The sequence below is a fragment of the Reinekea sp. genome (assembly GCF_982785585.1).
The window spans coordinates 5,805-25,075 of sequence record NZ_CEYAVF010000015.1; the positions used below are offsets into that span (position 1 = coordinate 5,805).

A 19,271-nucleotide genomic window follows, 5' to 3' on the forward strand; every position below is an offset into this window, starting at 1 on the left:
GGGAATTTGAACAGGGCCACGCCGGCATAGGAACAGACACAGGTCCAGAACCAGACATAGACGCACAGAACGGCGAATAGTGTCACCAGGGCTCAAACTGAACTCAGAGCATGACCGCAGGCGGTTTAAGGCGATTGAGTCAACCGCCATCAATGCGCTGTAGGGCTCGGGCCTAAAGCCGTGGTGCCGAAAACGCCCTAAAGTACGAATTTAGCTCCCACTGTGCGAAATTATTCGCCAGCTTTGGCGCCAAAGCAGCGTACACTTGCCGACCCCCTTATTCAGTGAGCTCGATTGTGTTGCGAAGTTACCTTAATCTCTCCAAACAATATTGGCCGATGCTCAGTTTCGGTCTTATCGCAGTCTTTTGGGGCAACTTTGGCCAGTCTTTTTTTCTGAGCTGGTATGGCGCATCGATTCAGCAGCAACTGGGACTGTCGGCCACCGCCTATGGTTCAGCCTATTCCAGTGCCACCCTGGTCAGCGGCCTATGCATCATGGCCATGGGTGGTCTGATCGACCGCATCCGCCTACAGACCTTTGTGCTCATAGTCGGGGCGGGCCTCTGTGCCGGGGCACTCTTGATGTGGCAGGTGTCCAGCCTACCGATGCTGATCGTGGCCTTCTTTATGTTGCGCTTTTTTGGTCAAGGCCTGTTGCCCCATACGTCAGCGACTACCATGGGGCGCTATTTCGGCCGCAATCGCGGCAAGGCGATGAGCATCGCCAACACCAGTGTCGCACTCGGTGAGATGACCCTACCGGCTCTTACGGTCTGGTTGATCGCACTGCTCGGCTGGCAATCGATCTGGCTGCTGATCGCCGCTACCGTGCCGTTGGTATTCTTGCCACTAACATTCTGGTTGTTGCGCCGCGCGGGTCCGCCAGAAATTGCCGCGCCAACGGTCGATACCGGTGACACCCCAGCCCGAGTGGACGGGTCGCGCCGCACCCTATTGCGGGACGGTCGCTTTTGGCGCGTACTGCCACTGGTATTGGCGCCGCCCTTTATCGTTACCGGTGTCTTCATCCACCAGGGATCGATCTTGGCGCAAAAGCACTGGAGTCCAGCCCTGTTTGCGCTTGGTTTTGTCCTCTATGGCGCCGCTCACTGGGGCACATCGATCGTCACCGGCGCACTGGTCGATCGCTACAGCGCCACCCGAGTGGTGCGCTTTATGGGGGTACCCTATATCGTCGGCCTGATCGCCGCCGGCCTGTTTGAAGGCAACGGCCTGGCTTTTGTGCTCATGGCCTCGATGGGCATCGGTATGGGCATGATGGGCCCGATCGTCGGCTCTATTTGGCCGGAGATATACGGCACTCGTAATCTGGGCAGCATCCGTTCGCTGATCACCTCGGTCGGCGTTCTCAGCACCGCCGCATCACCGATCCTGTTGGGCTGGTTAATCGACAGCGGCTATTCAATCAATAATCTATTGTTGAGTCTGGGGGCCTATGCCCTGCTAGCAAGTGTGTTGAGTCTTTATGCTTATCGACCGGCGGCGGTGAGACCCAACTAATAGAATAGATCGCCAGATAAATCCATCACTGGCTATTTCAATGCCAGCTAGGTACTTTTTTGGGTCTGTCTTGGCTTTGGGTCTGTCTTGGCTTTGCATCAGCGCTGCTTGCAATGGCTTCTTATAAATCGTACTCTGTCGACAGTTGACAGAGATAACACTGGTTGAGTAAATGCCTCAGACCCTTTTTGATGAAAAAATCAATGACCTAAGAACCCAGTCGCTGGGTACCATCATTGAGCACAGATTAGAGCATATGATTCTCGACGGTGAAATTCAGCCGGGCGAGCGCATTAATGAGAGCAGCCTAGCGCAATCGTTCGGCGTGAGCCGAGCACCGATTAGAGAGGCTTGCCGCAAACTGGCGCAGTATGGTCTGGTCGAGAACCGGGTTGGCAAAGGATCCTTTGTTTGCCAGGTCGACCTCAGCGTGGTCATTGAATTGTATGAGATTCGCGGCATGTTAGATGCCTATGCGGTTGAACAGGTCTGTTTAAAAGCCGACCAGGCTATGATAGACACCCTGGCCGGTCGTATAGAGGATATGAGGATTCTGGCCAAGCGAGATACGGCAGCGGAATATCTGCTCGCCAACTTAGCGTTTCATATGCTCATCGTTGAATACGCCTGCAATAAGTCTTTGGTGGATATCTATCGAGGGGTTTTTAAGAAGCTCACCCTGTTTCGCAACGAGACCTTATCGGTAGCGGACAGGCGACAGATCTCCATGGGTCAGCACGAACAGATTTTTCAGGCCATTTCGGATCGTGACGCTCAAGAGGCTTCTCGATTGGCTAGAAATCACGTTGAAGAAGCAAAAAATGTATTATTGGAACGTCATAAGTAATTAACCCTATTCAAAAGCCGGCAGCATCGAGGTGCCGGTTTTTTTTCGATCCATTTAATCTGTCGACAGTGGACAGATGACAGAATTTACCTAAGAGCATTGCGATTATGGCTATACAACAGAACCCCTTTGCGGAAGTACCGGCGCACAGCACCATCACAGAAGCCGCTGCGGCCTTTATTGAGTCGGTCACCTTCGAGCAGATCCCGGACGACGCGCTCAACATTGGCACCCGCTGCCTAATGGATGGTTTAGGTCTATATGTCGCCGGGTCCAATCATGAAACGGCGACCATCCTCGCACAGATGGCTCTGGATCAAGGTGGCCGCGCAGACGCACTGCTGCTCGGCGCAGATGGCGTGAAGGTGCCATCGCCTATTGCGGCGAGAGTATTGGGTACCGCAGGGCACGCCCACGACTGGGATGACTCTCAGGTCAGCGTAGACCCAGACCATGTCTACGGCTTACTCACCCACCCAACCATTCCGCCGCTGACGGCCGCTCTGGTGATGGCACAGCAGCTCGGCCCGGTGACTGGCAAAGACTTTATGTTGGCCTTCCTGACCGGATTTGAAGTTGAAAGTAAAATATCGGAGTGGATGTATTCGCAACACTATAAGCGCGGCTTTCACTCCAGTGGCACGGTGGGCACCTTCGGCGCCTATGCTGCTGCGGCCAAGCTGCTGAAGTTAAACGGCGATCAGTTGCGCCATGGTTTTGGCTTGGCGGCGAGTTTTGCGGCCGGCATTCGCTGTAACTTCGGCACCATGACTAAGCCCCTACACGTTGGCCGTGCTTCCGAAAATGGCGTCACCGCCGCGTTGATGGCCGCAAAAGGCTTCACCGCCGATAAGCACGCCTTGGACGGTCCGTGGGGCTTCTTTGCGGTACACGGTGGCGGCCTAACCACCCACAAGACCACCGTCGAGAACTTCGGCCAACCTTGGACCATCGTCAGTCCTGGGGTCAGCATCAAGCCTTACCCCTGTGGTGTTTTAACCCACCCGACGATCGACCTGATGATTAAGCTGGTCGTCGAGCACGATATTCAACCGGACGACATTGAGTCGGTAATCATTCGCGCCGGTTCCAACATCTTGAATCCCATTCGATACCCCGTCGCCAGCAACCACCTTGAAGCCAAATTTTCATTACAGGCAGTGCTGTCGATGGTCGCCTTAACGAGGCAGGCCGGTAAATTGGAATTTGAAGACGATTTCGTACAAAGCGCTGCCATGCAAGCCATGCAACGTCGAATGAAAACCCAGTTCGATCCAGAAATTGAAGCGAAGGGCTTTGACAAGATGCGCTCCTCAATTGAGATCGTACTGAACAACGGGTCAACCTTTGGCGGTGACGCAGATGAACGCTACCGCGGCGGACCAGAGTTCCCACTCACAGACAATGAAGTAAAAGATAAGGTTAGGGCCTGCTCTAAAGGCACCCTGACGCCGAGCAACATTGAAGCGCTAATTGACAGCGCGGCAACTATCTTAGACCAAGACGATGTAAGTCTGCTCGCAAGGCTTATCCAGGCAGGTTAAACAGATAGAACATAGAAGTGTACAAATACAACTTCAATCTAGGCACAAAAACAACAAAAGAGAGAGGAAAAAGCATGAAATTGAAATCAATAATCACCGCAGGTTTTTTATCCGCAGGTATTTTGTTTGCCGCACCGGCATGGGCCGAATACCCTGAAAAGCCAATCACCTTGGTGTGCTGGTCCAGTGCTGGATCGGGTCACGACCTGATGGCACGAATGATTGCCAAAGTTGGTGAAAAATACATCGGTCAGCCAATGGTCGTGTTAAACAAATCCGGCGGTTCTGGTAAGGTCGCGATGTCTTATGTCCTGAATCAAAAGACTGACGGCTATGTTGTTATGACCAACACTCGCAGCATGACCACGTCATTACGCGGTGCTTCAGCAGGCCTCAGTGCAGACGATTTCAAATTCGTCAGCCGTGTGGTACGCGATCCGTTCCTGATCACCGTCGCCCAGGACAGCCCGTTTAATGATATAGGCGATCTAGTGGCCTATGCTAAGAAGAATCCTGGCGTCTTGACAGTGGGCGGTTATGAAACCAAGTCCGTTGACGAAAGCCTGATTCAAGATCTTGAAGCAGCAGCCGGCATCGATCTGAACTACATTCCTTATAAGGGTGGCAAAGAGCCAGTGGTAGCCGTCTTAGGTGGCCATATCGAGGTTGCGATCGCTAACCCAAGTGAAATGATGACCAACTTTAAAGCGGGTTCATTAAAAGTTCTTGCTTTGGCCAGTGACTCACGCTTTGCGCCGTTTGAATCGGTACAAACTTTGAGTGAGCAGGGTTATGAAGTTGTCACAGAACATTGGCGTGGCGTTATGGCGGCCGGAAACGTGCCTGATAATGTTGTCGCGACATTAAACGACATGTTAGCTAAGGTCGTTGTTGATCCAGAGTTTGTCACATTCATGGAAAATGCCAACATGTACAATGGTTACATGGAATCTGAGAAATTTACCGGATTGGTTAAGAAACAGTCTGCGATGTAGTAGAAAAATTGGGGGCAAATATTTGCCCCCAATTATTAAGGAAACCGCAATGCCTAATTCAGTTATAAATTTGACTGCCGATCGTTACTTTTCGGCAATCCTCGCACTCTTAGCGGCCATTTTTTTTGTCGTGATTGGTGGCAAGGCGGATCCTGGGTCGGCGGGCAATCTATCGGCCTCAACCTATCCACGAATTATCCTGTCCGTTATTATCTTAATTTCAATTTACCTAGCCTTTAAACCGACTAATGCCCATGCCAGCAAGGCAAAATTATCGTTACCCGGTATTGTCAGCATTCTATTAATGGCCATTTATATTGCGTTATTAGAGCCTATTGGCTTCTTTATTCTGACGCCCATCTTACTTATTTTACTACCTCTTTTAGCAGGATTTAGATCCTACCGTTGGATACTGATCAGTGTGTTATGTGTAACCCTGACCATCTACGGCGTCTTTGTTCTGGTTTTAAACATACCGTTGCCACCGGGTCTCTTGGGAGATTAATGCATGATAGATAATATTTTACTCGGTTTTTCAGCTATCTGGTCCGTTCCGGCTATTTTTGCCATTATTATGGGCGTCCTAGTGGGCATTTTATGCGGTGTTCTGCCCGGTTTGAGCGCCTCCACGGCCGTTGCGCTGATGGTGCCCTTTACCTTTGGCATGGACCCCTTAGTGGCAATTCTATTACTGGTGTCGGTTTATTTAGCCGGCGAATACGGCGGTTCCATTACCGCTATTGCCATTGGTACGCCCGGCACGCCAGCCGCTGCCGCGACTATCTTAGACGGCTATGAACTGACCAAACAGGGTAAGCCGGGCTTGGCCCTAACCACCTCGGTGGTGGCCTCCAGCATCGGTGGCGTTATTGGCGCGTTGGTTCTGTTTGCTTTTTCCGAACCCTTGGCTAAAGTCGCGCTATCGTTTGGCGCTCCGGAATATTTTGGTTTGGCCGTCTTCGGTTTAGCCATTATTGCAAGCTTGGCCAGTGAAAATCTGATGAAGGGCTTCCTGGTATTGTTTATCGGCTTGGCCTTAAAAACCATTGGCCTGGACACCTACACCGGCGAAGAACGCTTTACTTTTGGCATAGCGAAGCTGATGGATGGTCTAGGGTTTATCCCGGCGCTTATTGGTCTGTTTGCGATGGCCTCTGTTTTTACCGGGCTCGAGAAAGAGATGGGCAACGTGAAAAAAATCGTCCTATCCTATGCCATGCCGTCAGTTCGAAAACTGGCCAGCATGTGGAAAGTCTACCTGCACAGTTCGTTGCTTGGTGCGGTGATTGGTGTGTTACCCGGCGCCGGTGCCACCGTTGCCTCGTTTATTTGCTATAACGAGGTGAAACGCTTCGCTAAGAATAAAGACGAGTTCGGTAAAGGCGCGTTAGAAGGTGTAGCGGCACCAGAGGCCGGCAACAATGCGGTCGTGGGCGGCTCGTTGGTACCGCTTTTGACCCTCGGAATACCCGGATCGGCCACGGCTGCCGTCTTGGTGGGCGCATTGATGTTGCACAACATTCAACCCGGCCCGCTATTGTTTCAGACCAACGGCGACATAGTGTATGGCATATTTGCCGGCCTCATTGTGGCCTGTGTTGCGCAGCTGGTGTTTGGCCTAATCGGCGTACCGCTGTGGGTTAAGGTTATCTCTGCCCCCAAGCCACTGTTATTATCCGTGATCGCGACCATCTCGGTGATCGGTTCCTACGGGTACAATAATAATATTATCGATGTTTGGGTGATGTTCGGTTTCGGCATCTTTGCCTATATTCTGAAGAAGTTTGACTATCCCATTACCCCACTAGTACTGGCGCTGGTGTTGGGCGGTTTGCTTGAAGAAAACTTTCGCAGAGCGTTGATTATCTCACGCGGTGATTATTGGATTTTTCTCAACCACCCAATAAGCTTAGGTTTACTGACGGCCGCTGTTTTATCTCTATTTAGCCCTCTGGTATTGAACCACTTTGCTCACCGGAAGGAAAAAAGTGCCAAGGATACGGTAACAGACTAAGGCATTGGCCTGAGTCTAAATAATGGAAATGTATTTATGATTCATTGTGTTATTCCAGATGACTACCAATACGCTACACGGGAATTCAATTTCCTCAACAGTAACGCACAGATACAGACCCAGAGTTTGGGTGACCTGACAACGGATCCTGAAACAGATGAGGCGTTGGCGAGCGCGGATGTGCTGTTGCTGATCAGGGAGCGCACCCTTATTGACGAGGCGTTCCTTGAGCGCACGCCCAAGCTAAGGCTGATCAGCCAAACGGGTAAGATTTCCAGAAATATCGACTTAGACGCCTGCGCAAAACGGGGCATCAGCGTTGTCGATGGCTTTGGCGATCCGATCGCCCCAGCTGAGTGGGCCTGGCTATTGATCATGGCGGCACGGCGCCAGTTTGTCGCTGCGGTAAACGGCATGGCTCAGGGTCAATGGCAAACCAATATTGGCCGTTCTATGGCCTCGCAAACCTTAGGCATTCTGGGCTTTGGTAAGACCGGCAAGCAAATGCTGCGCTATGCCACGGCCTTCGATATGAAGGTGCAAATTTGGGGCAGCGAGCGGGCGCAGGACGAAGCGAGATCCTTAGGTCTGTCAGTGCCTGACAGTCGCGAGCAGTTTTTTGCCAGCTCTGACATCGTCACCGTTCATCAGCGTTTGGTGCCCGAGACGGATCAGAACATTCGTTTCGAGGATCTATCGGCTATGCATGCAGACGCCGTTTTCTGCAACACCAGCAGGGCCGAACTGGTTGAGGAAGATGCTCTGGTGCGCGCGTTAAACCTGGGCAAGCCCGGCTGGGCGGCTATCGATGTCTACGAGCAAGAGCCCATTTATGATGTGCTGCACCCGTTACTGAAGTTGCCCAATGTCCTGTGTTCACCGCATATGGGCTATGTTGAAACGAACAGTTACAACCTGTATCTGCAAACCGCTTTTAACAATATAGTGACCTTTTTTGATCTGACGGCCAAGCCTGATAACTAAGCTTCTCGGGGGCCAAAAGCCCCATTGTGGCGCTAATAGAGCGCCTTCTTAGACAACCACCGTGGCTTTATCCTGCCTCTGGTGGTGAGTTCACTAATCTGCTTGATGAGAACACTTATGTCTCTGCCTCTTTTGGTTTGGGTCGACCAGGTGAGCCAACAGGATCTTATCCTATTGGTCTTTGCCAGCGCTATTACATCTTTAATTTCGGCCTTAGCAGGCTTTGGCGGCGGTGCGCTACTGCTTGGCGTTATGGCCAGCTTTATCAGCCCCGCCAGCTTGATTGCCGTGCACGGTTTGGTACAACTCGGATCCAATGCCAGCCGAGTGTATGTCTTCCGGCACATGATCAACTTTCGCTTTGTGAAACTGTTTATGGTCGGGGCCGTCGTTGGCGTGCTACTGGCGACTGTCGTGGTGAGTCAACTGCCCGAGAAGGTGCTGTTAACCTTTATTGCTCTATTTGTCTTGCTATCTGCCTGGCTTCCCGCTCGTATCCCCTTTAAAGAAACCAAACTTCAGATTGCCGGCTTAGGGGCACTGTTGACATTTTTGTCACTTTTTGTCGGTGCCACTGGGCCACTGCTTGCGGCTGTTTTACGCACCTTCGACTATGCCAAGGCGGCTTTTGTTGGCACTCTCGCGTTCTGTATTCTCGGCCAAAATATTCTCAAAGTAACTGCCTTTAGTCGCCTTGGCTTTAATATCACCGATTGGCTACCGCTCGTGGTGTTAATGATTGTGGCCGGCTTCTTTGGTACCTGGATGGGCGCACGTTTACTCGGAAAAATACACGAGCATCATTTCAAAAATTTATTGAAATGGGTTATGACCGCTATTGCAATAAACCTGCTGATCAGTGTTATTTTTCGCTAACTCACATCTGGCTAAAGGCCGATCAGGCCTTAAAGCTTCGCGTTCGTTTCCGCGCACTATAATGTACCTTGCTCTGCCTATTGGGTTACAACATCAGCGCTTTATTGACCAATGCCACCTTGGTGCCATAGCGGCTGACATCAACGCCTCGAGCCGTTAGGGCCTCGATCAGTTCGGCTTCGCTGAGCGCTTCGATGGCCTCCGAGGACATGGTCATGAAATTGATTTTTCGTTTCACCGATCCATTGCCAACCCCAAAAGCAGCCTTATCGTTGAACTTGAATTCCGCTGCATACTTGCTCATGAAATGACCTAAAAAGGTGTTGATGCTGGGTCGTACCCGGGCATCATCGGTCAGGTCTATGCTGGGATCATTCAGGGTTTCCAACATCAGCTTGACCCAGCGCTGAGCACCCCGGTCATTCATCAGCTGAATCGCATTGTGGGTGTGGTGAAAGCTCAGGCGGTATTCACCGCCATGATAGGCTTGGCCCCCGCCCATCACATCGATCCACATAGACGACTGCGTGCCGACATGTTGCTGAAGATCGCCCAGGCGCGAAAACACCGAACTGAACCAGGTTTCGTCACGATAGACTCGGGTATAGAAGTTTTCGATCAGTGCCACGATTCGCTCAGGCCCGAGCACCGAGTAGAGCTGCCAGAATTGAATCGGTTGGCTGGTATCGTTGGAGGCCGTCAAGGACACCAGAGCGGCGATTCGGTGCGCATTGGCGGGCACCCGTTTATCGGCTATGGCGTTGGTCAAATATTTCTGCCGGATAGTCTCGGTCAGGTAACCGTTTTCGGTGCGGAAATTGGGGTAGTTGTATGCACTCATGCTTGTGCTGCCGTCCAGTCTTCAGGCGCTCTTTGGCCCGATAGGCGATATGTCGAGGCAGCCCCCGCTCGCCAGTTGATAATGCCGGGCTCACGGGGGCTGATAGGTTACGAACGCGGCGCCGGTTAGGGCTTACGTTCGATACGACCATCGGCATGCTTGGCAAACCGACCCTTGGTGTCCTTATGGACCTGATCGCTGTCGGCCCAAGGCCAGCCACCGAATTGGGTGCGGCGATAGTCGGCAAATGCTTGATGGATCTCTTGGTCCGTGTTCATCACGAAGGGACCGTGTTGCACCACCGGCTCGCCAATCGGACGACCCTGCAAGACCAAAAATTCACAGGCCTCACTGCCCGCGGTCAAGGTCACCGCCACATCGGACTGCAACTGAGCACCCTGTTTGGGTGTTAAGATTTGGCCGTCGACACTGGCCTGATCGCCCCGATAAAAATACAGCACGCGATTTAAACCTGCCGCTGCGGCTGGCAACTCAAAGGTGCCTTGGGCGCTCATCTTGATATTCCAGACCGCAACGTCATTGCCGGCATCGGCCGCCCATGACTGCGGTGGCGGTGCCGGCGGTATATGACCCTGAAACACACCTGCCACGGCCTTGAGTGTCGTTAAGCGGCCTTGAGCGTCGTTCACCTCGACCATCGGAATGTCTTCAGACCACAACATGCCGAAGTGCGGCTCGACCATCTTGTTTTTGGCCGGCAGGTTTAGCCAAATCTGAAACATCACCATCGGGTTCGGTTCGTCGGTCTTGGTCAACGGAAACATTTCCGAGTGCTGAACGCCCTTGCCGGCGGTCATCCATTGGGTGTCACCACCGCCGTAACGGCCGGCTGCGCCGAGCGAATCGGCATGATCGACCAGGCCCTCATTGACCACGGTAATGGTTTCAAAGCCGCGGTGGGGATGGGCAGGAAAACCCGGAACGGTGTCACCATGGTACATGTTCCAGCCATCAATCATATTGAAGTCTTGGCCAATATTTCGCCCGGCTAGGGACACCGCGGGACCTGAATGTCCATTACCAGCGGGAAAGTCATCCTTGTGATACACACAAAAGAGGAACGGATCCAATGTTTGCCATGGAAAGCCTAGAGCGAATACCTGTTTAACAGCGGACATAATGACCTCGTTGCTGGGGATAAGTGCGCTCAGTATAGTGAAATTTGGCAGCGAATGAAGTTCAAAAGATTTCATCGACTCGGTCAGCGGGCTTGATGCCCGGCGAATTGGCATCAGAGTCGACAAGGGGGGGGGGGGGGAGAACGAAGAACGGATATCCAAAAGTGACATGCCATGAGGTAATGCTGTTACATTGTTCCGTGCTGTGGTGGTTCGAACCAATAACTGTTTTGGTTCTGTCATATTTTCAGTATCAAGCGCGATAGATTGCTCTGGCGACAAGCACCAATCATTACCTTTCAAATAATTAAGGTAGGCTGCACGAAACTGCCGAAAGGACGAATACCAAGCCGTGCTTTCTCCCACGCGTTTAGTCGAATCACGCTGGTACATTCCATCCCTTGATGATCTCCTCACAGAATACATCTTGAACGAGGCGTTCACGGTGAGCATGCGAGAGATCGGCAGCGTATAGCAACTGCGGAATTTACCTAGAACTCGTGAAGTGATTCTAATGCCTAAGCCAGTTTTTCGGAGGGGATTGCAATTGTGAATTTGCTCGCTTATCGTGCGTATCTATTGTTCGCTTATAATGTTGAATCGTTCGAGATCACAGAACATTAAGGGGTTCCCTGTGAGCAATCCGGCTGCTCTACTCATACGGCCCCCTTTGAAGTTGGTATTGGCTAAAATATTGCAAATTGTTGTGGGCACAAAAGGTGTCTGATAATGTAAACATTTACATGGCCGAATGTAAATTTCATCTATCACATCGATAAGAATTTTATCAATATTGCAGTCCAATAAATTCTTTTTTTAAATAGTGGACTATCAACCCGTTCGATTTTTTATTTGCACACCTTTGCCAAGGAGAGCGCGGTTCAAAAAAAGACCTCCATTCCGGCACCAGTGTTTTTTTAACTTATCGTTAACATAACTAACCAACGATTCGTTGGACTGCTTACGACAATGTCGCAGAGCCCTTCGACACTTAAGAGCAGTCTTTTTTGCGCAAATACATCGCAATAGCCAACGTACAGTCGTGTATTACACTTCACCTCGCGTAAATTAATGACTGATGCTTGACCAACCACTACCCAATGGATTTATCGCTTATGTCCATATGGAGAAGAAACATGAGCGTACAACAGTTTTTCGAAGTAAAACGGCTATAGGTCATGACTTGAGATAATGCCAATAGTTTGAGCCTTCAGGAACCCCTAACCTAAGAGGTTGATCGGATCGGCGTAACTTTGTGTTTACTTGCTAACTTCCGATTATCTTAACGAGATATAAAAATCTTAATACATACAGACGGAATTAAACTATTAATTCTGGTCAGATTCTCGAATCATAAACGCGTCGAAAAACGCCGCCAGTTCGGTATGTGCGGTCAAGGGGAGCACGTGCGCGATGTGCTGATCTGGGCGAACAACGACCAGACACCCTTGTTCACGGTCGATATTACGTAGGTCAAAAATATCTAATCCGGATTTTAAATCAGGACAAAAGACTTTCTCATAGTCAATCAGACCGAATTTTCCTTTGCGCGGTCGAAACAATAATGGCAAATCTTGCTCGGCCACGTCACAGTGGGATTGCTGGAATATTACGCGACAATCAAAAACTGCATCAATGTCTGCAAATTTTGAAGTGTATTGCTTTAGAGGTGACTCGGAGGCAGTGGTGAGAAAGTCACACAGGTTTTGAATGGCCGAAAAGGCACCCGACCCCAAGTCGTTGGCGCCGGCAAATGCATACAACCGCCAGCGTCCGTCGGCTCGGGCCACATGCCCCAGGTGCATCGGTTTGGCATCCGCTTGCCGGATCACTGGTGCCGAGTGCAAGCGCATACCGATCACGAACCCCTGGGCCAAATTCTGCCAGGTGTCTGCGCCTCGAATCATGGACGGTCTGTAATGTGTCTCCGTACCCGCGGTAAAACGGCCTTTTTTAACGAAATACTGTTGGAAAGCCTTGGGGTCCACGCCTTCGCCACTGGCACTATCTTTTGGCCGGTCGCTGAACATCTTCGCCCATTCCCGGTCGAAGTCGATCAAGTCTTGAGCGACCACTTGCCGTTCTTCCGAGTAGGTATGCAGCAACTCCGGTATAGCTTGACCACGCAGGACGGCTGCCAGCTTCCACCCCAGATTAAAGGTGTCTTGCATGGAAAAATTCATGCCTTGGCCCGCTTTCGGACTGTGGGTATGGCAGGCATCACCGGCAATGAATATAGAGGGCAATGGTCGCTCCGGACCGGATTCAAAGACATTGTCGTACTTGTCACAGATGCGCTGACCAATCTCATAAACAGACCACCAGACTACGTCTTTAACTTCCAGAGTGAAGGGCTTCATTATCCGTTGTGCGGCTGCGATGACATGCTCAACTGTAATTTGTTTACTGGCGACTCGTTCGTTTTCCGTTAACTTGTCCATTTCCACATAGAAGCGTACCAGATAGCCGCCTTCTCTCGGAATGATAAGTACATTACCTTCACTGGACGACTGAATAGCCGACTTCCTGCGAATGTCAGGAAAATCGCTGACCGCAAGGACGTCCATAACCCCCCATGCCTGGTTGGCCGAATCGCCATGCAGAACCCGGCCTATGGATTTACGTACTACACTGCGTGCGCCATCGCAGCCCACCACATAGCGCGCTGTGACCCGCTCGGTCTGGCCAGAGTGGTCCGGGTCTGTGCGTTCAATCTCCACAACGGCCGAACCGTCATTTTTGCTCGGAGTGACCGAGACCACACTTCGAGAATAATCCACTTCCATTCGGCTGGGAGAATTGCGCATGTGCTCTAGGTAACGGTCATGTACTCGGGCCTGGTTGAGGATGACATGCGGAAATTCAGACAGTCCGTCTTCAGTGTCCTGCACAATACCGTTACGTTCTATATGTTCCGGCCGTTGGGCGTCCGGTTTCCAGAAGGCCACTTCGTTGACCCAATACGCCTCTTGCTCGATCTGTTCAGCAAAACCGAAGGCTGCAAACATTTCCATGGTACGACACGCCATCGGCTTGGCCCAGCGCCAAAGGGCCTGCTTTTGCTTCAATCAATCGCGTCGAAATGTCTGGAAACGCAGCCAGCTGAGCTGCTAGTGTCAGCCCGGCCGGGCCACTCCCGACTATTAAGACATCAACCGATTCGGGGAGGCCGTCATTATCTATCGCGCCTTCAACATCCGTTGCAGCTTCTTTTACAAGCGGATCGCCGGCACGGAACCCATTGAGATGGAATTGCATAAAACTGACTCCTATAGCCAGTCGACCAAAGCGACTAGGATTTATTTTGCTATTGTGTAATTAATCAGTATGCTGACTATATTTAGTGTCGTCAATTATATTAACGAAAGAGAAGCACATTTATGTTCGACCTCGGCAACATGCCTGGACACCTAATTCGGCGATATCACCAAGCCGCTGTCGCTATCTTCCATCGTGAAGTGGCTCAATTCGGATATGATTTAACGCCGGTTCAATTTGCCGCTCTAGACAGAGTGCAGGAGTCGCCAGGTATAGACCAGATCACCCTGGCAGGTTTGATTGCCTATGACCGCACAACCATTACCGGGGTTGTTGATCGCCTGGTTCAGAAAGGATGGCTAGAGCGGAGCATCAGCGTCCGAGACCGGCGGGCGCGAGTGCTGCATCTGACGGACGAAGGTAAGCAGGTACTAACTGTAATTCGCCCAGCAGTAGAAAAAGCGCAACGGGTTATGCTACATGGACTTAGTGAAGTGGAAGCAGATCAGTTCGTACGATTATTAAAAAAAGCTACAGAGCGCGTCAACGAACTGAGCCGAGCACCACTGAAACCCGAAACCTAGCGCGCTGTTCGGTTAATACTGATAATGAGCCCAGAGATAATAGAGCAATATGTCCCGCGAATTAGGAGCGTTCCTTATGATGAAATCTGTTATCAAACAATAAAAGACGGGGCTAACTGCTGCTGTGTGGTGGTCAAGTAAATCGGTACACCACCATAGAAGCTTACTCGACCTCTGCCGCAATCAGCGGCAGATAATTGTTAAAGCTGTGGTCTGTTTCTAAATTATAGTGCCGATGAATATATTTCAATGTGTCCATGGCTGCCTCAGCAGGGCAGCGGTAATCGTATTCCTGCTTCTATTTCGCTCTGAAGCTTCAAAAAAATAATTCAATCACGGGGTTGTAGGGACGTATCCGCCAGCAATGCCATGAAGTCCTAGGCCCAGTTATCGACTCACACAGCATCTCGTTAAGCTTTACTCAAGCCAACGGGATCCGCACCGTAACCACCAGTCCACGTTCTTCGTGGTTGGCCAATGCCAGGCTACCGCCGTGGCCGTTGATCAGGTGCTGCGCAATGTTCAAGCCCAGTCCAAAGCCGTCCTCTCGTTGCTCACGGCCGTGATTGAGACGGGAAAATGGCTTGAATAGCCGTTCTGCGTCACCGTCAATCCCCGGACCGTAGTCACGAATGACCACCTGCAGTTCGGCCTCATTGTGGGTCACACTGATATCGGCACGTTTGCCATAAAAGATGGCGTTGTCAATCAGGTTGGTCAGGGCGCGCTTTAGAGCAAGTGGCTTGGCGCTGAGGGTGGCCAACTGACCAGGCTCAAAGCGGATCGGATGACCGGCGCGTAACATCGGTTCGATCAGGCGCAGAATCAGGCGATTGATATCCACATCGGCATTGTTTTCGTGTATATCGCTATCGCGCACCAGCTGTAACGCCCCGATGACCATCAGTTCCAGTTCATCCAGGTCCTCGGTAAAATCAGCCCCAGTCTGATCATTGTCGAGCAATTCGGCGCGCAACTTTAAACGGGTAATGGGCGTGCGCAAATCGTGCGAGATCGAACTAAACAGCCGTTCACGATCCTGCATATAGCGCATTAGGCGCTCTTCCATTTCGTTGAAGGCCGTGGCCAATTTAGTGTATTCGCGCGTGCCACGCGTCGGCAGTGGCTCATGCCGATCGCCACGACCAAACTTACCTGCCGCATTGGCCAATAGCGCCATCGGTTTGGTAATCCATCGAACAATCACCATCAACATGAGCAAGACCGTGAGCACTGTCAGGGTTTGAAAGAACAGGCGATCGATCGTCAATGGATTATGGCTATCGAGGAAAAACGGATCGGGCATCAATGCCGCAACATAGGCCCACACGTCCGGCTCAATCTCCAACTGCACAACCAGCAAAGGGGCCGGCTTGGGCGATAGGATCAGATGTTGGTTGTTAACATAGCGGGGCATCTCGGTCAAAAGGGTGCCGTTGTCGCGCACGACCAAGTCGATCGGCGAAGCCAAAACGACCTCGATGGCCTTGGGTGCCCACTCGACATTGAGCCGGTCCGTCATACGTTGTATCACCAAGGAGGCCAATACCGAATCGGGCAGCGGTTGTACCTGCAGTTTTCGTTCGTGCAGGGAAATATAGAAGCGGGTACCACCAGCTTCGCGCAGCTGTTCTAGCGCGATCAATCGATAGTTGGACGGCAGCTTGCTCAGATATCGCAGGGTATTGTTCAGCGTATCGGCGAGGTTATCGGTATTTTCAGCGGTGGCGGCCTGGACCTCCTTACGAATTTGATAGACCCATATACTGTTACCGACCCACTGCACCAATAACACGCCGACAATCACCGCCAACGCCAGACGCGATAGCACCGACTGAGGCAACCATTGCCGAACTGCCTGAGGTGTCGGCTGGGCTTGAGTGTTATAGGCGCGTTTGCGCGCGGTGGGCTGGGCTGCCGGCGTGAGCTTGGTGCTGGATGGCACAGTCATCGGCTGTCATCGCTGGTGGTCACTTCGGTGGCAAACACATAGCCACTGCCGCGCATCGTTTTAATCAACAGGGGGGTCTTGCCATCGTCGCCGAGCCGTTGCCGCAAACGACTGATTTGCACATCCAGATAGCGTTCGGTCGGGCCACTTTCGCGCCCACGAATCTGTTCTGAGATTCGGTCGCGCGACAGTACTTCGCCCGGATTTTCCAGAAATAATTGCAGCAGTTGAAAGTCTCCGCCGCTCAACTTCACCATATCGCCACGTTCATCAATCAGTAAGCGTTCGACCCGATCAACAATAAAGTCTTTAAAATAGAAGTAGCGTAGTCGATTGAGCGGCTTACGATCGTCCACCAAGCGGCGGTGAATAGCCTTGATACGCGCCAAGAGTTCACGCGGCGAGAAGGGTTTGGCAATGTAATCATCGGCACCCAATTCCAAGCCGACCACCAAATCGGTTTCTTCGGCATTGGCGGTCAACATGATAATCGGCACTTCTGAAATTTTCCGCAAGCTCTGGCACACCGCGAAACCGTCCATGCCGGGCAGCATAATATCCAGTATGACCAGACTGATGTCCTTGCCGATCTTATTAAATTGGGCCAGGAACGATTCACCATCGGCGGCACTAACCACCTGGTAGTTGTTTTTTTCCAGATAGATTTGCAACAGTTGGCGTATTTTGTCGTCATCATCGACGACAAAGATTTTCTTTTGCATGACAACTCCCGTTACTTTCGAATGGACTTTAGATTGCGCACCAACTCTTGTTGTACCTGCAGGACCGGGCGGTTTGGGGTCTGAAAAAACTCGTGTATCACCTTAACAAAGACATCCTCCACTTCGGCCGTGGCCACCATACTGTGCGCCAGACTGGGCGCCAGGGTACCTTGGGCTTGGTTGGCTTTAAACAGCCGATAAGAAATCTGCGCGCAGTCCGACAAGGCCTCAGGCTCAATATCCAGGCGCACCGGGACCGAGCCCTTGAGTCGATTGTAATTCAATTGCACATCGGTACGAGTCATGGTCTCGGCAAAATTTAATTGCCCTTGATAACTGCTCACGGCCAGATTCTTGAACATCACCATGGTATCGATGCTGTACAGGTGCTCCTCGGCCGTCTCGGGCACCGAGGCACACAGAACGCGATCGCTGGCCTGCCAGGCGGTTAATTCGCCACCTACCCAATCGCCCATAATCTGCATGCCGGCCTGTCCATCGGCCAATAAACGGGTCGCTTGGGGCCAGGTACGACCATTAATTTCCGGATCCATTAGGCCTTTCAATTGACTCAATAGGCCCAGCGCTTGGGCGAATGAATCGGATAGGATCGCCGTTTCATCGAGCTGTTCAAATACCGCGCGGTACAGTGACGGGCCGCCCACGCTCAACACCAGGGTTTCAAACAAGGTCGCGTTTTGCCAAGGCTCATTGCCATGCACCAGCGCGATAACGCCCATGGCTTGGAATTTTTCGGCCAGGGTAAAAAACTCATCCCAATGCTGCGGCACCGCCAAACCGGTCTCGGCCAAGAGCGCGCGGTTAACCCAGAGGCCATTGATCCGATGGATACCAAAGGGTACCGCCACGTATTGGCCCTGATACTGCAGCAACTGATTGACCGTAGGGTGCAGTATGTTCGGCCAGTCGTGCGCCAGGGCTACTATATTAAAGTGACCGAGAAAACCCAGCGCGGCCCAGTTCTGGATGTCTGGGCCGATAATCTGCGCAGCGGCGGGCGCTGCGCCCTGCAGCACCCGACTCTTCAAGACCGCCATGGCGCCCTCACCGCCGCCGCCGGGGATCGCCGCATCGACCCAGGTAATGCCCTGTTCGGCCAGGGTATCTTGTAAATAGAGGGCCGCAGCGCGTTCGCCGTCGGACGTCCACCAGTGCAAGACTTCTAGATCCTCGCCATAACTGGCCAGGCTGCTGAACCCTTGCAGCAAACACAGCAGGGTCACTAGTGATAATCGTTTGATAGTAGTCACTCGATCTTTTTTATTATTAGCATTGACCGAGCCTAGGCGTCCCCCGGTACCTTGCCAAGTGTTATTTCCGCCATAGAGCCCGACAAAGGGTAATTTTTTCTATCGCATTGTAACAAAACCTTGCAAAGCACCCCACTGACTAAGGTTGCAACACCTAAAATATGTGCCTTGCAGCGCCACAAGCCAGTTGGTGTCGGCGTGCAAACAACCCGCAAAGCGCCGCCCTTGGGTCCCTTGCAGCTTTGTAACGCCCAGGCCGGAGCCGCGTTATGGGGTTCCGGGTTTTGGCGTTAGGGTGATCTAGATGGTCGTTGTCCAGTCGCTCGTTTGGCGACCGGTTATCGGCGGGTCGCAACAAAAATCGGCCCACTTAGCAGACAACCGTTACCTAAGCAGTACTTCTTTTTTAGTACGAACACCAGCATGAACAGTTCTTATACCAACAGCAATACTAACAATAATAAGGAATACCTCATGACAAAATTATCAGCCATCAGTGCCGCGGTCTTGTTTTCGATGACCGGCGGTTATGCCATGCACGCCCTCGCCGGCGATGTCGTTATCGAAAGTTGGCGCACCGACGATAAGGATCTTTGGGAAGACGTACTGATCCCGACCTTTAACAGTCAATACCCAGATATCAATGTCAGCTTCGCACCGACCAATCCACCCGACTATAACGCCACAATGGACTCGCGCTTTAAAGGCGGCACCGCCGGTGA

General features: G+C 51.8%; 14 protein-coding genes and 2 pseudogenes. 10 read left to right on the plus strand and 6 right to left on the minus strand.

Going from position 1 to position 19,271, the window contains the following annotated elements; translation table 11 throughout:
* Positions 1-296: 296 nt before the first annotated feature.
* The 8 genes from AC4FIC_RS07670 to AC4FIC_RS07705 all read left to right on the plus strand — a co-directional run bounded on the left by AC4FIC_RS07670 (position 297) and on the right by AC4FIC_RS07705 (position 8,783).
* Positions 297-1,523 (plus strand): MFS transporter, encoded by a 1,227-nt coding sequence (locus AC4FIC_RS07670; RefSeq protein WP_100258776.1) that lies wholly within the window; start codon positions 297-299, stop codon positions 1,521-1,523.
* A gap of 172 nt (positions 1,524-1,695) precedes the next feature.
* Positions 1,696-2,370, plus strand: a complete 675-nt coding sequence (locus AC4FIC_RS07675; protein WP_100257843.1) for a GntR family transcriptional regulator — start codon at positions 1,696-1,698, stop codon at positions 2,368-2,370.
* A 107-nt stretch (positions 2,371-2,477) separates the two neighbouring features.
* On the plus strand, positions 2,478-3,914 hold the full coding sequence (locus AC4FIC_RS07680; RefSeq protein ID WP_100257844.1) for an MmgE/PrpD family protein: 1,437 nt from the start codon (positions 2,478-2,480) through the stop codon (positions 3,912-3,914).
* Positions 3,915-3,988: 74 nt separating this feature from the next.
* Positions 3,989-4,909, plus strand: a complete 921-nt coding sequence (locus AC4FIC_RS07685; protein ID WP_273285894.1) for a tripartite tricarboxylate transporter substrate binding protein — start codon at positions 3,989-3,991, stop codon at positions 4,907-4,909.
* A gap of 49 nt (positions 4,910-4,958) precedes the next feature.
* Positions 4,959-5,414 (plus strand): tripartite tricarboxylate transporter TctB family protein, encoded by a 456-nt coding sequence (locus tag AC4FIC_RS07690; RefSeq protein ID WP_158524376.1) that lies wholly within the window; start codon positions 4,959-4,961, stop codon positions 5,412-5,414.
* Positions 5,415-5,417: 3 nt separating this feature from the next.
* Positions 5,418-6,923 (plus strand): tripartite tricarboxylate transporter permease, encoded by a 1,506-nt coding sequence (locus tag AC4FIC_RS07695; RefSeq protein ID WP_100257847.1) that lies wholly within the window; start codon positions 5,418-5,420, stop codon positions 6,921-6,923.
* 36 nt (positions 6,924-6,959) lie between these two features.
* Positions 6,960-7,907 carry a D-2-hydroxyacid dehydrogenase family protein gene (locus tag AC4FIC_RS07700; protein ID WP_100257848.1) on the plus strand — a complete coding sequence of 316 codons (948 nt, stop codon included), beginning with the start codon at positions 6,960-6,962 and terminating at the stop codon, positions 7,905-7,907.
* Between the two features lie 117 nt (positions 7,908-8,024).
* A complete protein-coding gene (locus tag AC4FIC_RS07705; protein WP_158524377.1) occupies positions 8,025-8,783 on the plus strand; it encodes a sulfite exporter TauE/SafE family protein in 759 nt (252 codons plus the stop codon).
* Positions 8,784-8,868: 85 nt separating this feature from the next.
* Here the strand turns inward: AC4FIC_RS07705 and AC4FIC_RS07710 are convergent, their stop codons facing one another.
* The 3 genes and pseudogenes from AC4FIC_RS07710 to AC4FIC_RS07720 form a co-directional block, all read right to left on the minus strand.
* On the minus strand, positions 8,869-9,624 hold the full coding sequence (locus AC4FIC_RS07710; RefSeq protein WP_273285895.1) for a globin domain-containing protein: 756 nt from the start codon (positions 9,622-9,624) through the stop codon (positions 8,869-8,871).
* Positions 9,625-9,749: 125 nt separating this feature from the next.
* A complete protein-coding gene (locus AC4FIC_RS07715) occupies positions 9,750-10,763 on the minus strand; it encodes a pirin family protein (protein WP_100258777.1) in 1,014 nt (337 codons plus the stop codon).
* A gap of 1,328 nt (positions 10,764-12,091) precedes the next feature.
* A pseudogene (locus tag AC4FIC_RS07720) lies at positions 12,092-14,021 on the minus strand (FAD-binding monooxygenase).
* A gap of 122 nt (positions 14,022-14,143) precedes the next feature.
* On the opposite strand from AC4FIC_RS07720, the gene AC4FIC_RS07725 reads away from it, so the two are divergent.
* The gene (locus AC4FIC_RS07725) at positions 14,144-14,605 is read left to right on the plus strand and encodes a MarR family winged helix-turn-helix transcriptional regulator (protein WP_476194860.1); all 462 of its coding nucleotides are present in this window, start codon (positions 14,144-14,146) and stop codon (positions 14,603-14,605) included.
* Between the two features lie 421 nt (positions 14,606-15,026).
* Here AC4FIC_RS07725 and AC4FIC_RS07730 read toward each other — a convergent pair whose 3' ends face one another.
* Genes AC4FIC_RS07730 through AC4FIC_RS07740 form a run of 3 tightly spaced genes read right to left on the minus strand, consistent with a single transcriptional unit; the run spans position 15,027 to position 18,522 of the window.
* Positions 15,027-16,556, minus strand: a complete 1,530-nt coding sequence (locus AC4FIC_RS07730; protein WP_273285900.1) for a sensor histidine kinase — start codon at positions 16,554-16,556, stop codon at positions 15,027-15,029.
* Entirely contained in the window at positions 16,553-17,278 is a 726-nt protein-coding gene (locus tag AC4FIC_RS07735) for a response regulator (protein WP_100257853.1), read from the minus strand. Before AC4FIC_RS07735 ends, AC4FIC_RS07730 begins: the two co-directional genes overlap by 4 nt.
* 11 nt (positions 17,279-17,289) lie before the next feature.
* A complete protein-coding gene (locus AC4FIC_RS07740) occupies positions 17,290-18,522 on the minus strand; it encodes an ABC transporter substrate-binding protein (protein WP_100257854.1) in 1,233 nt (410 codons plus the stop codon).
* 501 nt (positions 18,523-19,023) lie between these two features.
* On the opposite strand from AC4FIC_RS07740, the pseudogene AC4FIC_RS07745 reads away from it, so the two are divergent.
* Positions 19,024-19,271 (plus strand): annotated as a pseudogene (locus AC4FIC_RS07745) (sugar ABC transporter substrate-binding protein); the annotation flags it as partial.